This window comes from Nakamurella sp. GG22 (assembly GCF_052976845.2).
In genome coordinates this window covers 33,419-47,023 of record NZ_JBRIIO020000008.1, presented here as the reverse complement: position 1 = coordinate 47,023, position 13,605 = coordinate 33,419, and the positions used below count along the sequence as shown (strand labels likewise).

At 69.1% G+C, this 13,605-nt stretch carries 16 protein-coding genes; 7 read left to right on the top strand and 9 right to left on the bottom strand.

What is annotated here, in order from left to right:
- Positions 1–15: 15 nt before the first annotated feature.
- Positions 16–1,014, bottom strand: a complete 999-nt coding sequence (locus ACVBEQ_RS10805) for a DUF3027 domain-containing protein (RefSeq protein ID WP_447153131.1) — start codon at positions 1,012–1,014, stop codon at positions 16–18.
- A 93-nt stretch (positions 1,015–1,107) separates the two neighbouring features.
- On the opposite strand from ACVBEQ_RS10805, the gene ACVBEQ_RS10800 reads away from it, so the two are divergent.
- Together ACVBEQ_RS10800 and ACVBEQ_RS10795 are read left to right on the top strand one after the other, a co-directional pair.
- Entirely contained in the window at positions 1,108–3,249 is a 2,142-nt protein-coding gene (locus ACVBEQ_RS10800; RefSeq protein ID WP_447153130.1) for an MFS transporter, read from the top strand.
- On the top strand, positions 3,246–3,785 hold the full coding sequence (locus tag ACVBEQ_RS10795; RefSeq protein ID WP_447153129.1) for a DUF2771 family protein: 540 nt from the start codon (positions 3,246–3,248) through the stop codon (positions 3,783–3,785). Before ACVBEQ_RS10800 ends, ACVBEQ_RS10795 begins: the two co-directional genes overlap by 4 nt.
- Before the next feature lie 74 nt (positions 3,786–3,859).
- Here ACVBEQ_RS10795 and ACVBEQ_RS10790 read toward each other — a convergent pair whose 3' ends face one another.
- On the bottom strand, positions 3,860–4,249 hold the full coding sequence (locus ACVBEQ_RS10790) for a cold-shock protein (protein WP_447153128.1): 390 nt from the start codon (positions 4,247–4,249) through the stop codon (positions 3,860–3,862).
- 233 nt (positions 4,250–4,482) lie between these two features.
- Between ACVBEQ_RS10790 and ACVBEQ_RS10785 the strand changes: the two genes are divergently transcribed.
- Both ACVBEQ_RS10785 and ACVBEQ_RS10780 read left to right on the top strand, forming a co-directional pair.
- On the top strand, positions 4,483–4,884 hold the full coding sequence (locus tag ACVBEQ_RS10785) for a hypothetical protein (RefSeq protein WP_447153127.1): 402 nt from the start codon (positions 4,483–4,485) through the stop codon (positions 4,882–4,884).
- The gene (locus ACVBEQ_RS10780) at positions 4,881–5,267 is read left to right on the top strand and encodes a VOC family protein (protein WP_447153126.1); all 387 of its coding nucleotides are present in this window, start codon (positions 4,881–4,883) and stop codon (positions 5,265–5,267) included. Before ACVBEQ_RS10785 ends, ACVBEQ_RS10780 begins: the two co-directional genes overlap by 4 nt.
- 22 nt (positions 5,268–5,289) lie before the next feature.
- Here ACVBEQ_RS10780 and ACVBEQ_RS10775 read toward each other — a convergent pair whose 3' ends face one another.
- Positions 5,290–5,910: an HAD family hydrolase gene (locus tag ACVBEQ_RS10775; RefSeq protein ID WP_447153125.1), complete on the bottom strand. Its 621-nt coding sequence runs from the start codon at positions 5,908–5,910 to the stop codon at positions 5,290–5,292.
- Between the two features lie 175 nt (positions 5,911–6,085).
- On the opposite strand from ACVBEQ_RS10775, the gene ACVBEQ_RS10770 reads away from it, so the two are divergent.
- On the top strand, positions 6,086–6,577 hold the full coding sequence (locus ACVBEQ_RS10770) for a VanZ family protein (protein WP_447153124.1): 492 nt from the start codon (positions 6,086–6,088) through the stop codon (positions 6,575–6,577).
- Between the two features lie 30 nt (positions 6,578–6,607).
- On the opposite strand, the gene ACVBEQ_RS10765 is transcribed toward ACVBEQ_RS10770, so the two are convergent.
- On the bottom strand, positions 6,608–7,369 hold the full coding sequence (locus ACVBEQ_RS10765) for an HAD-IIA family hydrolase (RefSeq protein ID WP_447153263.1): 762 nt from the start codon (positions 7,367–7,369) through the stop codon (positions 6,608–6,610).
- Between the two features lie 226 nt (positions 7,370–7,595).
- On the opposite strand from ACVBEQ_RS10765, the gene ACVBEQ_RS10760 reads away from it, so the two are divergent.
- Positions 7,596–9,194 carry a GAF domain-containing sensor histidine kinase gene (locus tag ACVBEQ_RS10760; protein ID WP_447153123.1) on the top strand — a complete coding sequence of 533 codons (1,599 nt, stop codon included), beginning with the start codon at positions 7,596–7,598 and terminating at the stop codon, positions 9,192–9,194.
- A 20-nt stretch (positions 9,195–9,214) separates the two neighbouring features.
- Here the strand turns inward: ACVBEQ_RS10760 and ACVBEQ_RS10755 are convergent, their stop codons facing one another.
- Together ACVBEQ_RS10755 and ACVBEQ_RS10750 are read right to left on the bottom strand one after the other, a co-directional pair.
- Complete coding sequence (locus ACVBEQ_RS10755) at positions 9,215–9,871, bottom strand: response regulator (RefSeq protein WP_447153262.1); 657 nt, start codon at positions 9,869–9,871, stop codon at positions 9,215–9,217.
- 361 nt (positions 9,872–10,232) lie between these two features.
- Positions 10,233–10,805, bottom strand: coding sequence for a DoxX family membrane protein (locus ACVBEQ_RS10750; RefSeq protein WP_447153122.1), 573 nt, complete (start codon positions 10,803–10,805; stop codon positions 10,233–10,235).
- A gap of 134 nt (positions 10,806–10,939) precedes the next feature.
- Between ACVBEQ_RS10750 and ACVBEQ_RS10745 the strand changes: the two genes are divergently transcribed.
- Entirely contained in the window at positions 10,940–11,926 is a 987-nt protein-coding gene (locus ACVBEQ_RS10745) for an LLM class F420-dependent oxidoreductase (RefSeq protein ID WP_447153261.1), read from the top strand.
- A gap of 80 nt (positions 11,927–12,006) precedes the next feature.
- On the opposite strand, the gene ACVBEQ_RS10740 is transcribed toward ACVBEQ_RS10745, so the two are convergent.
- The 3 genes from ACVBEQ_RS10740 to ACVBEQ_RS10730 are packed head-to-tail and all read right to left on the bottom strand — an operon-like array spanning position 12,007 to position 13,430.
- Entirely contained in the window at positions 12,007–12,324 is a 318-nt protein-coding gene (locus ACVBEQ_RS10740) for a DUF202 domain-containing protein (RefSeq protein WP_447153121.1), read from the bottom strand.
- Complete coding sequence (locus tag ACVBEQ_RS10735) at positions 12,321–12,731, bottom strand: YidH family protein (RefSeq protein ID WP_447153120.1); 411 nt, start codon at positions 12,729–12,731, stop codon at positions 12,321–12,323. Before ACVBEQ_RS10735 ends, ACVBEQ_RS10740 begins: the two co-directional genes overlap by 4 nt.
- 60 nt (positions 12,732–12,791) lie before the next feature.
- Positions 12,792–13,430: a response regulator transcription factor gene (locus ACVBEQ_RS10730; protein ID WP_447153119.1), complete on the bottom strand. Its 639-nt coding sequence runs from the start codon at positions 13,428–13,430 to the stop codon at positions 12,792–12,794.
- Positions 13,431–13,605: the final 175 nt, after the last annotated feature.

The following is a 13,605-nucleotide window of genomic DNA, read 5'->3' as shown; positions in this document are numbered from 1 at the left end:
GAGCTCCCGGCGCGGTCAGGAGAGCGGACCGGCTTCGGTCGACGGATCCGACTCCGGCTCCCGGTCCTGTGCACCCCAGCGCACGTCCACCTCGGCGAACATGTCGGAATCCGTGTCGCCCGCCGGAACGGCGACCGGCTCCGGATCGCGTTCGGGCCGCCGCGACCTCGGATGGACCTCGAGGGTCAGCTCGTCGATCACCGTGTCGGTCGCGGCCGAGATCATCGGGGCGTCGATCACCGTCTGTGAGTGCGCCCCACAGCCGAACCCGGCATCGACCACCCGGCCGTCAGCCGGCGAGAACTCGTTGGTGCACGCACCGAACGCGGTGCCCAGCAGCCCGGCCAGCGGCACGTAGAAACCACAGCTGACGCAGTTCGCCGGCGCCGCCAGCGCCACCGGATCGTCGGGCCCGAAGCTGCCCTCGTGCCAGCGCTCCGCCGCGTCGTCCCTGCCCTCGCGGCTCAGCACCCGCTCGCGTCCGAACCCGAACTCGTACGCGACCTCCTTGACGGCCGGATCGTCGGAGTCGACATAGCCGGGCACCAGACGGATGTCGTCAGCGGGGGTGGGCAGCAGATCGCCCGGGCCGACGTCGCCCGGCCGGATCCGACGCTCCCACGGCACCCACGGCGGCGCCAGCAGCGCCTGCTGGCCGGGCAGCAGAACCACCTCGCTGACGGTGGGCCGGTCGGCGTCGACAACGGCCAGCGTGACCGACCAGTACCAGCCGCGGTACCCCTTGTCCGTCGCACTGAAAGCGGTGCTGACAGCGACATCGTCGTCGACCACCGCGCCGAGGTACTCGCCGACCAGGTCTGCGGATCCGGCTTCCTCGACAGCGGCGTCCCGGGCCGCCGCGAGCAGCTGATCGGTCAACTCCACCGCCGTCGGACGGTCCTGCACGGCCGGGTCGTCGGGCAGCTGGAACTGCTGGTCGACAGCCGCCGGCCCGGCTGTTGGGTCGTCACGACCGATCTGGGAGGGGTCGGCCGCACCGGTAGGAGAACTCACAGACCTCATGATGCCGCACGGGTGGCCGGTGCACGCCGCACCGGGCGGTCAACGGGTGATCCCAAGCCGTATCCGGTGGGGCAGGATGAGTGCGTGGATCCTTCCGTTCCTCCCTACGACGACGCCGGTGGCCCGCAGTGGCCGCCGCGCGACGCTGCAGGTGGAGCGCGACGCCAAGATCCGGGCGCCGATCAGCAGCGAAATATCGATCGACCCGGTACCGGTCGACTCGGTGACGAGCAGCCGACATCTCAGTTGCCGCGGCGGCCGGATGCCGCACGTTTCCCGTACCCGGCGCCGCAGCCGCCCGGCGGCGGCGTCGCCGATGACGAGCAGCCGACCGACCCCAACTTCGACGTCAGCAGCCTTCGCGCTGGGCAACCGCCGCACCACCAGCCCCCGTACCAGCCGGACCAGCCCGAGTACCGGCCACAGCCGCGCGGCAGCCACCTCCCGCCGTACAGCGAGCCGTTCCGCAAGCAGCCGCCGCCCGGACCGCCCGCAGCGCAGGGCACGGCCGCTCCGGACACGGCCGCTCCGAAAGATGCGGCCGTCGATCCTGCTGCCGGTGCACCGACCACACCGCGGACCGGCCCGCGCAAGCTGACGGTGACCAGGGTCGCCGCCTTCCGCAGCCGCGAGCTGACAACCCGTGGGGTGCAGATCTTCCAGCGCGCCGCGGCGGCGGACGGGGCGGACCGGTCAGGGCTGACCAACCTCACCTACGCCGTGATGGGCAACTACGCCGTCGACGCGGCGCTGGCAGTCGCGCTGGCCAACACCCTGTTCTTCGCGGCCGCCACCGCGGAGTCGACCAGCAAGGTGCTGCTCTACCTGCTGATCACCGTCGCCCCGTTCGCGGTGATCGCGCCGCTGATCGGCCCGGCACTGGACAAGCTGCAGCACGGTAGGCGGATCGCGCTCGCGGCATCGAGTTTCGCCCGCGCGCTGCTGGCCGTGGTGATGGCCCTGAACTTCGACTCGTGGGTGCTGTACCCGTGCGCTCTCGGGATGCTGGTGCTGTCCAAATCGTTCAGCGTCCTTAAGGCCGCGATCACCCCGCGGGTACTGCCGCCGGACATCACGCTGGTCAAGACCAACTCCCGGCTCACGGTGTTCGGGCTGATCGCGGGCGGCGTCGCGGGTGCGGTCGCCGCCGCGCTGTCCTGGGCGTTCGGCTCCACCGGGGCGCTGATCTTCACCGCGCTGCTGAGCATCGTCGGCGGCTGGCTGTGCCTCCGGATCCCGTCCTGGGTGGAATCCACTGCGGGCGAGATCCCGGTCGACGGCGTCGGCCCGAAGGCGAAACGAGCCTTCCCGCTGTCCGTCACCACGACGCTGTGGGCGAACGGCACGATACGCGTCGAGACAGGCTTCCTGGCACTGTTCATCGCCTTCGTCATCAAGAGCGAGTACACCGAGTCGAGCGGATTCACCCAGCTGCTGCTGCTCGGCGTGGTCGGCGCCGCGGCGGGCATCGGCGGCTTCGTCGGCAACGGGCTGGGCGCCCGGCTGACGCTCAACAAGCCGGAGAACGTGTCGATCCTGTCGCTCTCGGCCACGGTCGTCGCCACGCTGACCGCAGTGCTGATCCCCGGTCTCACCACCGCGGCGCTGGTCGGCCTGGTCGGATCCACGGCGTCGTCACTGGCCAAGGTCTGCCTCGACTCGGTGATCCAGCACGAACTGCCGGAGGCCAGCCGCGCCTCCGCCTTCGGGCTCAGCGAGACGGTGCTGCAGCTGTCGTGGGTGTTCGGTGGCGTGGTCGGTCTGTTGATCGGCGGTGTCTGGTCGTTCGGTCACGACAGCGTGTACTCGATAGGTTTCGCCGTCATCACCGTGGTGCTGCTGATCGGCCTGACGCAGAGCTGGCTCGTCCGGTCCGGCAAGTCGTTGTTCCCGTGGCTGGACTACTCGCGGCTGACCAGGCACTTCCGCCGCAGCGGCAAGCAGGGTGCCGCGGCCCGGGACGCCGGTCAGCCGCTCGGCACTCCGCCGACCACGCAGGCTCCCTGGCAGGGCCCGCCGGCCGGCTACCAGACCGGACCCGGGTGGCCGCCGCCCGGCCAGCAACCGCCCCCGACCCAGCAGTGGGCAGGCCCGCCGCCGCAGTCCAACAGCCCGTGGGCACCCGGACCGCCGACCAGATACATCCCGCCACCGGCCGGCGCACCGCCTGCCGGTCCACCGCCGGCGCGGGACGCCGGCGCCCGCCGGAAATGGAACAAATCGTGACGCCAACCCCGACCGCCGCCGCGACGACCCGACGGCGGTGGCCGCGCGTCATTGCAGTCGTCGCGTGCTGCGTGGTGCTGGCCGCGTGTGAGGCAGCGAAGCCGGACGTCACGTTCTACGGCAACCGGACTGCCGTCGAGACCGGTCCGACCCGCTGGTGCGAGGTCGACGCCGCGGCCCAGTCGATCAGCTGTATCGACACCCCGGAAGCCGAGACGGCGCGCCTCGGCCTGCGGCCGGGACAACCCGTGCAGATCAATGTCCCAGGGGCGGTGGGCGACAACCCATGGGGCGTCTATTTCCGCTACCGCAACGCCGCGGGCGAACTGGCGGACGGCCGCACCGAGATCTTCACCAACGGTGAACTCGCTTACACGTTGCGCCCGTTCACCGAAGAGGACCAGCTGGTCTACGTCGAGGTGCAGACCGGCTATGTCCTGATGGGCGGCGAGCAGAGCGGGATCGACTTCGCGGTGACCCGCAGCTGGCTGCTGCTGATCGACCCGGAAGAGCGGAGCGATCAGACCGCCGAGTGACGCCAGGTCAGGCGTCAGGACGGATCAGGCGTCAGAACTTGTCAGGCGTTGGCCCGGGTCCTCGGTGGTCAGGCTCAGGCGTCGAGCTCGTTGGCGACGGCGCGCAGCACGGCAGCGATCCGGCCACCCAGCGCACGGTCCGGGTAGCGGCCGCGGCGCAGCTCCGGCAGTGCCTTTGACTCGAGCAGTTTGATCATGTCGTCGACCAGGCCGTGCAGCTCCTCGGCGGGCCGCCGGTTGGCCGCGACCATCGACGGCGGAGCGTCCAGCACCTTGACCTGCAGTGCCTGCGGACCGCGGCGGCCGTCGGCGACACCGAACTCGACCTTCTGACCCGGCTTGAGGGTTGCCACACCGGACGGCAGCGCGGAGGACCGCACATGCACGTCGTCGCCGCCGCCGTCCTGGGAGATGAACCCAAAACCCTTGTCAGCGTCGTACCACTTGATCTTGCCGCTGGGCACCCAACTCACCTGTCCTGATCACTGGCGGGGAATTCCGCCGAAATGCGGGCGACCAAGAGTTTCGGGCCGGCGCACCGATCCTCAGTTTAGCCGCGCGCCGCGCGGCTCCGTGCCATCCGGAACCCCACCTGGCGCCCATCCTGCCGCCACAGTGAGATTGCCGACGGACAGGGTGAGGATCCCGACCCCTGCAGACGGCGCCTTCGTCGACCGATCGAACTACTCTCGGGACCGTGCCAGAAACTGCCGAACCGGTGCCGTCGCCCGGTACCGCCGACCGCGGCCCGAGAGCGGGCCGCACCCCGACCGGTCCGATTGCGGTGGGAGCAGTGCTGTTCGTCATCGGGCTGCTGGCCATCGGCGTGATCATGGTGCTGTTCGCGACCGGCTCGCACGATCTGCCGCTGTGGCTGAACCTCACCGCGATGCTCGCCCCGGTCGGATTCGGGATCGGGTTGTTCGGCATCTTCATGGAGGCCCGGTCGGGTCGGGTGGCCCGGGCAGAGCGCGCCGCAAGCAGGGCCGAGCGGGCCGCGAGCAGGGCAGAGCCGGACGCGAGCCGGGCAGCGCGGGTGGAAGCACCCCGGCGGACACCGAGGGAAACAGTCGAACCGGAGGCGGGGCAATCGGTATGAGCATCTTCGGCAGGTCGAACGGACGGCCGGGTGTGGTCCAGGTCGCGCAGCACGTCACGGACCTGGAACGGGCGACCGCCTTCTACACCGACGTGCTGGGCATGCCGCTCATCGCCCGGTTCGGGCCGCTGGTCTTCCTCGACCTGGGCGGGACCCGGCTGCTGCTCGAGGAGGCCGCCCCGCCGGCGATGATCTACCTGCAGGTCGACGATCTGCCGCACCGCCTCGACACGCTCCGGGCGGCGGGGGTCGAGGTGGTCAGCGAGCCGCACGAGATCTTCGTCGACACCGAGGGCGTCTTCGGCGGCAGCTGGAAGACCGAGACCCAGGCCTTCATCCGCGATTCCGAGGGCAACCTGGTCGGGCTGGTCGCCCACAGCTGAGCGGCCCCGTCATCAACCGTCGTCAGTGGACGGTGGCGACCAGGTAGGACTCGAGCCACTGCGGAAACTGCGTCAGGTCGGCCAGGACGACGTCGGCACCGGCCGCTTCCAGATCCTCGGCGCTGATCGGTCCGGTGGCCACCCCGACCGCGAGCGCATCGGCAGCCCTCGCTCCCGCGATGTCCCCGAGGTGATCGCCGACGAACACCTCGGCACCCATCGCCTGCAGCGCGGACGCCTTGGCTGTGCTCCAGAGGTCGCCGACCACAGCTGACACCTCGATCCCCAGCGCTTCCAGATGGGCGGTGGCGTTGGCTCCGTACTTCGCCGTCACCACCACCGCGCGGCCACCCCGACGGGTGACGGCGGCGACCGCCTCGACCGCGCCCGGCAACGCGACCGTGCGCGGGATGACCAGGCTCGGCGTGAGCTCGCGGTATCGCCCGACGAGACGCGCGATGGTCGGCTCGTCGAGGTGGTAACGACTCAGTTCCTGGGCCAGCGGCGGGCCGAGCCGCGTGACGAAAGCGTGGCCGTCCAATGGGATTCCGGACTCCGCGGCCAACACGTCGAAGACCTCGATCATCCCCGCCCTGGGGTCGATCAAGGTCATGTCGAGGTCGAAGCCGACGGTGAAACTCACTCAGCGAGAGTAAGGCGCCGACACCGGATGGCCACTCCCCGGAGCCTGCCTGAGGCCGGACAGTGATCGAGATGTTACGGATGGGGTGACGGCGGTCACCGCAACGGCACACCCGACCGGGTGAGAGCTGTCGTTTCGTCCGTTTCGCTTCCGACCGGCCACCTACGATGGGCCGATGCCCGAGTCCCCCGCCAGCGGCGAGCCGGCGCTGCGCCGACTGCGGGTCGTCTCGGCCGGGTTGCTGATCGCGTTCTGCGTGGCGGTCGCCGTCATCACCTTCTGGCCCGGTCCGCCCGATCCCGACGGACAGCGGGCCCTGAAGGTGTTCCTGCTCCGGGCCCACAGGAACGGGCTGCCGCTCTGGATCACCTTCGGCAAGATCGAGTTCGGCGCCAACATCGTCATGTTCCTGCCGATCGGATTCTTCGGCGCACTCGCGCTGCCACGGCTCCGCTGGATCATCGTCCCCGCCGCTCTGCTGGCATCGGTGGCGATCGAGGCGGTGCAGTCCACCCGGATACCCGAGCGGTTCGGCACCCCGCGCGACGTCATCGCCAACGGACTGGGCGCACTGGGCGGATATCTGCTCGCGGTCCTGGTACTCCGGCTCCTGCGGCGGCGGAGCCGGCGGAAGGCAGCCGTCGCCCCGGTCCTGCCGGTGCGCTGACGCTCGTCCGCCGCGGCCGTCCGGACCTTCTCAGCGCTCGCCGAACGGGTCATCGGTCCGGCCGATCAGGTCCGCAATCGAGTTGATCACCAGGCTGGGGCGGAACGGGTACTGCTCAACGGAGGCGCGTGTCGAGATGCCGGTGAGCACCAGGATGGTGGCCAGGCCGGCCTCCAGTCCGGCGATGACGTCGGTGTCCATCCGGTCGCCGATCATCAGCGTCGACTCCGAATGCGCTCCCATCGCGCGCAGTGCCGAGCGCATCATCAACGGGTTGGGCTTGCCGACGAAGTACGGCTGCCTGCCGGTCGCCTTCTCGATCAGTGCCGCGACGGCGCCGGCAGCGGGCAGCAGCCCGGCTCTGCTGGGCCCCGTCGCGTCCGGGTTGGTGCTGACGAACCGGGCGCCGGCATCGATGAGCCGGATCGCGGTGGTGATCGCCTCGAACGAGTAGGTCCGGGTGTCCCCGAGCACCACGTAGTCCGGGTTCCGGTCGGTCAGCACGTAGCCCGCCTCGTGCATGGCGGTGGTCAGTCCGACCTCGCCGATGACGAACGCACTGCCGCCCGGGCGCTGGGAGTCGAGGAACTTCGCGGTGGCGAGGGCGGAGGTCCAGATGCGGTCCTCGGGGATGTCCAGGCCCGTCGCCAGCAGCCGCGCCCGCAGGTCGCGGCGGGTGTAGATCGGATTGTTGGTGACCACCACGAAGTTCGCCCCCCGTGTGGTCAGTTCGGCGATGAACTCGTCCGCGCCCGGGATGATGTGCTCCTCGTGCACGAGGACGCCGTCCATGTCCATCAGGAACGACCACGCCGGCGGCGGGACGGAGGGAGCCTGCAGCGAGGGTGGAGAGGTTTCGGGGGTCTCGGTCACCCGCACATGATCGCCTGTCCGGCCTGGCGTGGACACCCGAGGTCGGCCCCAACGCCGCCCCGACGGGCGGTTTCCTCTCGTCAAGCCCTGCCGGACCCCGCCCGGTTACCATCCGGCTGGGGCTCCGATGCGGTGGAAAGGTGACGTGGTCCAGACAGTGGTCAAGGTGGCGACGCCGTCACTGCGCGCCGTGCTCGAAGCGGTCGGGTCGATCGCCGCGGACCTCGACGTCCACGAGACCCTGCAGCGGATCGTCGACGCCGCCTCGCTGCTGTCCAACGCCCGGTACGGCGCCCTGGGTGTGCTCGACGAGCGGACCGGCGGCGACCGGCTCCGCGAGTTCGTCACCCACGGGCTGGACAGCGAGCAGCGCGCCCGGATCGGCCCGCTGCCCACCGGACACGGCATTCTCGGTGTGCTGATCGATCATCCCGAACCGCTGCGCATCGACAACCTGGACGGTCATCCGTTGGCCGCCGGGTTCCCGCCCGGGCACCCGGTCATGACGTCGTTCCTCGGCACCCCGATCCGGATCGGGGATCGGGTCTTCGGGAATCTGTACCTCGCCGAACGCATCGGCGGCGGTCCCTTCACCGAGCAGGACACCGAACTCGTGGTCGCGTTCGCGACAGCGGCTGGCGTCGTCATCGAGAACGCCAGGCTGTACGAGGATCAGTCGCACCGGCGCCGCTGGCTGGAGGCGGCCGCGGCGGTCACCACCCAACTACTGGGGAAATCCGGTACCGAGCACCCTCCGGACGTGATCGTCGAACACGCCCTCGCCGCCGGAGACGCCGACGGCGCCGTGCTGCTGTTGATGCCGGCAGTCGGTCGATCCCTGCGCGTCGCCGGTGCGGCCGGCTCGATGATCGATCCGTCGAAGGGTGTGCCGGCGAACGGCGCGGCACCGGCCGGCCGCACCACCGCGGAGACCGTGCTGTCGACCGGGACATCCGTGTCCCCGATCCCGGCCGGCGACCTGCTGGTCCGGCTGGGAGCCACGGAGCGGGTGGCCGCTGTGCTGTGGCTGCGCTGGGCGCCGGATCGTCTCGACCGGGTACCGGAGAGCATCGTCGAATGCGCCGAGCGGTTCGCCGAGCAGGTCGCACTCGCGCTGGAGGTCGCGCTCGCCGAGGGCGACCGCGCGCGGCTGGCGGTCTTCGAGGACCGCGACCGGATTGGCAGGGACCTGCACGACCTGGTCATCCAGCGGCTGTTCGCCGTCGGTCTGACGCTGGAGAACACCACCAGATTGACCGGTGACGGCCGGGTCAACGATCGGATCAGCAGTGCGGTCGACCAGCTCGACGAGACGATCAAGGACATCCGCCGGACGATCTACGAGCTCGGCAATCCGCAGCGCAGTGCCGACCTGCGGGACGACATCGACGCCACGGTCTCGGACATGTTGCCCGCCTTGGGTTTTCATCCGAAGGTGCGGACCATGGGCGCGGTACACAGCGGCGTCTCCGATGACATCCGGCCGCATCTGCTCGCGGTCCTGCGGGAATCGCTGTCGAACGTCGGGCGCCATGCGGGTGCGTCGTCGGCGACGGTCACTCTCGAGGTGACCGACGAGGTGGTGCTGACGGTGGTCGACGACGGGCGCGGTATTGGCGACGTGACCCCCGGCAACGGGCTGCCCAACATGAGTGCGCGGGCGGCGGAACTCGGCGGCTCCTGCGACCTGTTCCCCGGAGTCGAACGCGGGACCCGCCTGGTGTGGCGGGTCCCGGTCGTCTGACTTCGTTGTTGCCTGAGGGTCTACTGACCGTCGGGCAGGTGACGGGCGGCGAACAGCGCCGCCTGGGTCCGGCGTTGCAGGCCCAGTTTGGCCAGCAGGCTGGAAACATAGTTCTTGACGGTCTTCTCGGCCAGGAACATGGTCTCGGCGATCTGCCGGTTGGTCATGCCCTCCCCGATCAGCGACAGCACACGCCGTTCCTGATCGGTCAGCGGCGCGAGTGCCGGATCGAGTTCCGGTCCCCTGCGGACCCGTTCCAGGACCCTGGCGGTGACGGCTGGATCGAGCAGCGACTGGCCGGCGGCAACCCGGCGTACGGAGTCGATGAGGTCCGAGCCTCTGATCTGCTTGAGGACATACCCCGCGGCGCCCGCCATGATCGCCGCGAACAGCGCTTCGTCATCGTCGAACGAGGTGAGGATCAGCGCGGCGATACTGGGGTCCCTGGAGCGGATCTCCCGGCACACGTCGATGCCCGACCCGTCCGGCAGTCGGCCGTCGAGAACAGCCACCTGGGGGCGCAGCGCGAGGATCTGTGCCTGCGCGTGCGCGACCGACCCCGACTCGCCGATGACCTCGATGTCGCCGTCGCTCTCCAGTAGGTCCTTGAGTCCCAACCGGACGATCTCGTGATCGTCGAGCAGATAAACGGTGATCTTGTCGCTCTGCTCAACCATCCCGATACTCACCCTTTCATCGTCATGCGCCGGCCTCGAGCCAACCCAGTGGCTGCGGGCCTGAGGTCCTGGGACCTAGGTCCTGATGTGACGTCCGATCACCCGATCGTTGCACGAACGCGGTGGGCACCGCTTCCACCAACAAAGTGTGCGCCCACCACAGCCGGCACCGTGCAACGGCGAAACTCCCGCCGGTGTGGCGTGTCGCCACCCTGGTGCGGGAGTTTCGTCGACCTCAACCCTGAGGTCATATAGCGGCAAGATCAACCGTGGAAGACCGGTGGATCGGCCCGCGCGCAGATGGTGCGACTGCAGGTGCTGAAGTCGTCCTGCTGGGCAGCGCTATTCGATCAACAACCGATCAACGCAGCCAGGCGTGGTCGCCGGTGACCTTCGCCCACCAGTCACCAAGGCCGAAGAACCGGCCGGCACCGATGACGGCGAGGACGACCAACACAATCGCGTAGACGAGATGGTCATCCAGGAACGGATTGGTCGAACGAGTCGGTTCACCAGCCGACGTGAACTGGGCCATCGGCCATGACGCCGCCCACATGAACACGAGCAACAGTGAGCCGGCGGCTGCTGCGAGCCGGAGGGCTACGCCGAGGATCAGCGCGAGGCCGATGGCAAAGAGCCCGGCCATGAAGAGGAGGTTCGCCCACCAGGCCCCGGCAAAGCTGTGGAAGGCGGACTCGAACGGACCGACGTCGACACCCGACAGGAAGCCTTTGGTGGGCGATCCGCCGCTGATCCAGGACTTGTCGCTTGCTGTGGAGTAGCCCAACCCGAAAAGCTTGTCGAGGAAGGGCCACATGAAGACGAATCCCATGGCGAGCCGCAGGGCCGCGATGGCGACGCCGCCGAGACGACCGACAGATACCGTGCTGACCCCTGAAGTGGCCGTGGTGGGCGCGAGGGTGGGGGTGGACATTTGGTGCTCCTGACTGTGACAGAAGTAATCCGACACGTTCATCGTTTCTGTAACAACGCGTACGGACACGGGCCGAAGGTCCCGACCCCACGGGACCTGCTCCATGAATCTGCGACTACTTTGACCGGATGACGATGAAATTCGGGGTCTTCATCCCGCAGGGCTGGCGCATGGATCTGGTCGGGATCGAACCCGCCGAGCAGTGGCCCACGATGTCCCGGCTCGCGCAGCGCGCCGACGAAGGACCGTGGGAATCGCTCTGGGTCTACGACCACTTCCACACCGTGCCGGTGCCATCGGACGAGGCCACCCACGAGGCCTGGACACTGATGGCCGCATTTGCCGCAAGCACCCGCCGCATCCGGCTGGGTCAGATGTGCACGTGCATGGCGTACCGCAACCCCGCCTATCTGGCGAAGGTGGCAGCGACGACCGACATCATCTCCGGCGGCCGGGTGGAAATGGGTATCGGTGCCGGCTGGTACGAGCACGAGTGGCGGGCCTACGGCTACGGCTTCCCACCGGCCCGCGAGCGGCTGCGCGCACTCGACGAGGGCGTGCAGATCATGCACCAGGCGTGGACCACCGGCTCGGCCACGTTGCAGGGCAAGATGTATCAGGTCGATGGAGCCATCGTCCGGCCGCTCCCGCTGCAGCCGGGCGGCATCCCGTTCTGGATCGCCGGCGGTGGCGAGAAGGTGACACTGCGGATCGCCGCGCAGTTCGCGCAGTACACGAATTTCGACGGAACGCTGGAGGGTTTCCAGCACAAATCAGAGGTGCTGGCCGGCCACTGTGAGCGCCTCGGCCGCGACTTCGGCGCGATCACCCGGTCGTCCAACTACAACATCGCGATCGGCCGTGACGAGAAGGAGGTCGCCGATCGGCTCGACTGGCTGCGCGACAAACTGACCAGGATCGCCGGTCCGGAGAAGGCCGAAGCCGAGCTGCGCGCATACGTGGGACTGCCCGGTGTCGGCACTCCGGAGCAGATCGTGGAGAAATTGTCCGCCCTGAAGGCAAAGGGAATGACGTACGCGATCACGAATTTCCCGGAGCTGGCGTACGACACTTCCGGTTTCGAATTGTTCGAGAAAGAGGTCATTCCGGCGCTGCAATGACCGACTGTCTGTTCCCTCACACTTGGCTGTTTTCATGGCGAATTGTCCGGTCGGGCAGCCGGTTGATCACCGCAGGTTGATCACCGCAGGTTGATGAAGGCGACGATGGCGCCGAGCAGGGCCAGTGCCACGACGGCCGTCGTCAGCGCCGCCAGCAAACGCCAGGAGTCGGCCGGATCGCCGCGCAGGAAACGCCGGCTCGGGAAGGCCAGCGCCAGCACGGTGATCACCAGGCCGAGGCCGACTGCCGCGACCGCGATCGGGATGACCCCGAGCCGCACGGAGCTGTGCACCGTCAGGAAACAGCCGACCACCACCCCGAGTCCGGATCGCTGCCAGGCGAGTGCGGTCCGTTCCGGGGCGGCTCCGTACGGCGGCTCGCTCGGCGGGGAGGTCACGCCTGTCCCAGCGCGAAACCGACGATCACCAGCGCGGCGACGACCACCGCGCCGACCAGCCACGGCAACACCCGGGGCGCGGGCAACGGGTCGCCCTGTCGCATCGCCCGCTCGTTGCTGCGCCAGGAGAGCACGGCATTGACGGCGGTCCCCGCGCCGATCAGACAGGACAGCACCGCGGCGATGTCCACCCAGGAGGGCAGCGTCGTCACGGCGGAAACAGAGGTCAGCGCGATGCCGCCGGCGACGAACGCCAGGCCGGTGCGCACCCAGGCCAGCGCGGTCCGCTCGTTGGCCATCGAGAAACGCGGGTCCGGGTCGCTGCCCACGCCGTACACGCTGCGCGGCCGGCGGCGATCGCCTCCGGCGCGCTCACCCGCCTCGGGCACCTCGGGGCCGTCCGTCACCCGGTCAGCGTAGGACCGGCCGCGGCATCGGTTCGATTCGTACCGGCTCGATCGGTGCGGTCAGGCGACCAGGTCGTTGCGCAGGCCAAGAGCGACGGCGTGCGCCCGGTCGTGGGCGCCCAGCTTCTGGAACAGTCTGCGGGCGTGCGTCTTCACCGTGTCCTCGGACAGGAAGAGCTTCCGGCCGATCTCGCCGTTCGAGTACCCGTGCGTCATTCCGCGCAGGATCTGCAGTTCTCGCTCGGTGAGCCGGGCGGTGACCTTGGCGGTCTCGTTCATCGGCGTCATCCGGCCGAAGGTGGAGGCCCGCTGCCGGGCCGGGGACGACACCGGGTTGTTCGCGTCCCAGAGCAGGAACCCGCGCGCTCCGTGGCTGATCGCGGACGCCAGCGGCCTCGTGTCGTCTATCGATCCGTAGACGATCACCGATGCCGCCGGGTAGCGGTCGAGCAACTGGTTGACGGCCTCGACGCCCCGGACCTTGCCGTGGCTGATTCCGATCAGCACCAGGCCGGCCGGATGCGCGGCGTACTGCGCCAGCAACTCCGTCCCGTCGGCCGAGCAGTCGATGTCGGTGACGCTGGGCATCGCGCCCGTCACCACCCTGGTCAACGCCGCACGTGCGGTCGGTCGTTCGTCGCAGATCGAGACTCTTTGCACCGCAACCCAGGTCGAGACCGGGTCCAACAGATTTGTCACGAGATCCCCCATCCATGATGGAACTGCCAGCTGTCACCACCGCCGACCCATCGGTCCTGGAAGGATCGGGTCCGGCTCCCCGATTACATACGGTACAGGATCAACTACAGATAGCGACGGGACTTAAGTCCCTTTTCCCAGCCGCCAATCGCGGCCGACGCATGGTCGAGGCCGG

Coding starts and splice junctions, on each gene's coding strand:
- ACVBEQ_RS10745 (WP_447153261.1), top strand. CDS start 10,940: ATGAAATTCGGGGTCTTCATCCCGCAGGGCTGGCGCATGGATCTGGTC.
- ACVBEQ_RS10765 (WP_447153263.1), bottom strand. CDS start 7,369: ATGGACGGCGTCCTCGTGCACGAGGAGCACATCATCCCGGGCGCGGAC.
- ACVBEQ_RS10755 (WP_447153262.1), bottom strand. CDS start 9,871: ATGGTTGAGCAGAGCGACAAGATCACCGTTTATCTGCTCGACGATCAC.
- ACVBEQ_RS10770 (WP_447153124.1), top strand. CDS start 6,086: ATGCCCGAGTCCCCCGCCAGCGGCGAGCCGGCGCTGCGCCGACTGCGG.
- ACVBEQ_RS10780 (WP_447153126.1), top strand. CDS start 4,881: ATGAGCATCTTCGGCAGGTCGAACGGACGGCCGGGTGTGGTCCAGGTC.
- ACVBEQ_RS10750 (WP_447153122.1), bottom strand. CDS start 10,805: ATGTCCACCCCCACCCTCGCGCCCACCACGGCCACTTCAGGGGTCAGC.